Consider the following 2,719-nt stretch of genomic DNA (forward strand, 5'->3'; position numbering starts at 1 on the left):
TCAGGCCCGCGCCTTCTCCCGCTTCAGCTTCTTCATCCGCGAGGTGATCATCGTCCGCTTCACCGCCGACAGATAATCGATGAAGAGCCGCCCGTTCAGATGATCGATCTCGTGCTGGGCGCAGATCGCCCAGCGCTCGCCGAACTCCTGCTCGCGGATCTCCCCGTCCAGCCCGAGCCAGCGCAGCCCGACCCGCGCCGCCCGCGTCACGTCGGCATAGACCTCGGGGATCGAGAGGCACCCCTCCTCGCTGGTCTCGGTCTCCTCCGACCGCCAGAGGATCTCCGGGTTGAGCAGCACCATCGGCTGCGGCTCCTCCTCCTTGCCGGCGCAGTCCATGACGAAGACCTGCTTCATCACCCCGAGCTGCGTCGCCGCCAGCCCGATGCCGGGGGCGTCGTACATCGTCGCCAGCATGTCCTCGGCCAGCGCGCGCACCCCGTCGTCGACCGCCTCGACGCGGGCCGCGACCTTGCGCAGGCGCGGATCGGGATGGATCAGGATGGATCGGACGCCCATGCCCGGCGAGATAGGCGATGCCGCTCGCCTTGACAAGCGCACCCCCCGCCGCCTTGCAGTCCCCTCGCCGGCCCGATACCCCTGACCGCAACCGGAGGACCCTCATGTTCGACTTCGACGAGATCATCGACCGCCGCGGCACGCACTGCTCGAAGTGGGACATGATGCAACCGCTCTACGGCGTCGCCCCCGACGACGGCCTCGCCATGTGGGTCGCCGACATGGACTTCCGCCCGCCGCAGGCCGTCGCCGACGCGCTCGCCGCCGAGGTCGCCCACGGCGTCTTCGGCTACTTCGGCGACGACCGCGCCTACAAGGAGGCGATCCGCGGCTGGATGTCACGCCGCCACGACTGGGACGTCGACCCGGCCGCGATCTTCACCACCCACGGCGTCGTCGCCGGCCTCGCCCTCTGCCTGCAGGCCTACACCCGGCCCGGCGACGGGGTGATCCTCTTCACACCCGTCTACCACGCCTTCCACCGCATCATCGCCGCCAACGGCCGCGAGATCGTCCAGTCCCCGCTCGTCCGGCGCGCGGACGGCCGCTACGCCATGGACCTCGACGTCCTCGCCGCCGCCCTCACCGGCCGCGAGCGCATGCTCGTCTTCTGCTCCCCGCACAACCCCGGCGGCCGGGTCTGGAGCCCCGAGGAGATCCGCGCGCTCGCCGACTTCTGCCGCGCCCACGATCTCCTCCTCGTCTCGGACGAGATCCACCACGACCTCGTCCTCTCCGGCCGCCACGTCCCGACCCCCATCGCCGCGCCGGAGAGCCTCGACCGGCTGGTGATGCTGACCGCCGCCACCAAGACCTTCAACATCGCCGGCTGCCTGACCGGCAACGCCATCATCCCCGACCCCGAGCTCCGCAAGCGGTTCGCCGCCACCCACCTCGCCTCGGGCACCTCGCCCAACCGCTTCGGCGCGCTGATGACCACCGCCGCCTACGCCCACGGCGACGCCTGGGTGGACGCCCTCTGCCGCTACCTCGCCGGCAACGCCGAGCTCTTCGCCTCCGGCGTCGGTGCGATCCCCGGCGTCCGCCCGATGCCGCTCGATTCCACCTACCTCGCCTGGGTCGACTTCTCCGGCACCGGCATGCCGACGGCCGAGTTCACCGCCCGCGTCGAGAAGGGTGCCCGCATCGCCGCCAGCCACGGCGCCACCTTCGGCAAGGGCGGCGAGAGCTTCCTCCGCTTCAACCTCGCCACCCCCCGCGCCCGCGTCACCGAGGCCGTCGCTCGCCTCCAGTCCGCCTTCGCCGACCTCCAGTAGCGGAACCGCCGCCCCCGCCGGCGGTTCTCCTCCGTCAGGAGGACCCCCGTGGCAGGCAAGATCCGCATCGGCATCTCCGGCTGGACCTACGCCCCCTGGCGCGGCCGCTTCTACCCCGCCGGCCTGCCGCAGAAGTGCGAGCTCGCCTACGCCGCCGAGCGCTTCGCCTCGATCGAGGTCAACGGCACCTTCTACGGCCTGCAGCGCCCGGAGAGCTTCGCCGCCTGGGCCGAGCAGACGCCCGACGACTTCGTCTTCGCCGTCAAGGGCTCGCGCTACATCACCCACTTCCGCCGCCTCCGCGAACCCGAGACCCCGCTCGCCAACTTCCTCGCCTCCGGCCTCCTCCGCCTCGGCCCGAAGCTCGGCCCCATCCTCTGGCAGTTCCCCGCCCGCTTGCTCTTCGACCCCGACCGCTTCGACGCCTTCCTCACGCTCCTGCCCAGGAACACCGCCGCGGCCCTCGCCCTCGCCCGCCGCCACGACCGCCGCCTCGAAGGCCGCGCCTGGCTCGCCATCGACCGCAACCGCCCGCTGCGCCACGCCGTCGAAATCCGCCACGACAGCTTCCGCGACCCGGCCTTCATCGCCCTCCTCCGCCGCCACAAGGTCGCCCTCGTCTGCGCCGACACCGTCGACTGGCCGCGCCTGATGGACCTGACCGCCGACTTCGTCTACGTCCGCCTGCACGGCTCCGAGGAGCTCTACGTCAGCGGCTACGACGAGGCCGCCCTCGACGCCTGGGCCGCCCGCATCGCCGCCTGGGCCTCGGGGCGCGAGCCCGCCGACGCCGAGCGCGTCAAGCCGCCCACCCGCCCGCGCGCCGCCGGCCGCGACGCCCCGGGCGGACTACCGCGGGATCCTGAACGTCGCCCGCAGCCCGCCGAGCTCCGGGCTCTCCCCGAGCTCCAGGCCGCCGCCAT

3 protein-coding genes are annotated in these 2,719 nt (G+C 72.4%); 2 read left to right on the forward strand and 1 reads right to left on the reverse strand.

All coding sequences use genetic code 11. The annotated features are described in order from the left end of the window. The gene (def, locus tag Q0112_RS17675; RefSeq protein WP_297977333.1) at nt 1-519 is read right to left on the reverse strand and encodes a peptide deformylase; all 519 of its coding nucleotides are present in this window, start codon (nt 517-519) and stop codon (nt 1-3) included. 104 nt (nt 520-623) lie between these two features. Here def and Q0112_RS17680 point away from each other — a divergent pair, with 104 nt between their 5' ends. After that, nucleotides 624-1,796, forward strand: a complete 1,173-nt coding sequence (locus tag Q0112_RS17680; RefSeq protein WP_297977334.1) for a MalY/PatB family protein — start codon at nt 624-626, stop codon at nt 1,794-1,796. A 48-nt stretch (nt 1,797-1,844) separates the two neighbouring features. After that, nucleotides 1,845-2,719, forward strand: an 875-nt coding sequence (locus tag Q0112_RS17685; RefSeq protein WP_297977335.1) for a DUF72 domain-containing protein, incomplete at its 3' end; no start/stop codon positions are given.

It is taken from the genome of uncultured Amaricoccus sp., assembly GCF_937858865.1.
Classification (GTDB): Bacteria; Pseudomonadota; Alphaproteobacteria; order Rhodobacterales; family Rhodobacteraceae; genus Amaricoccus.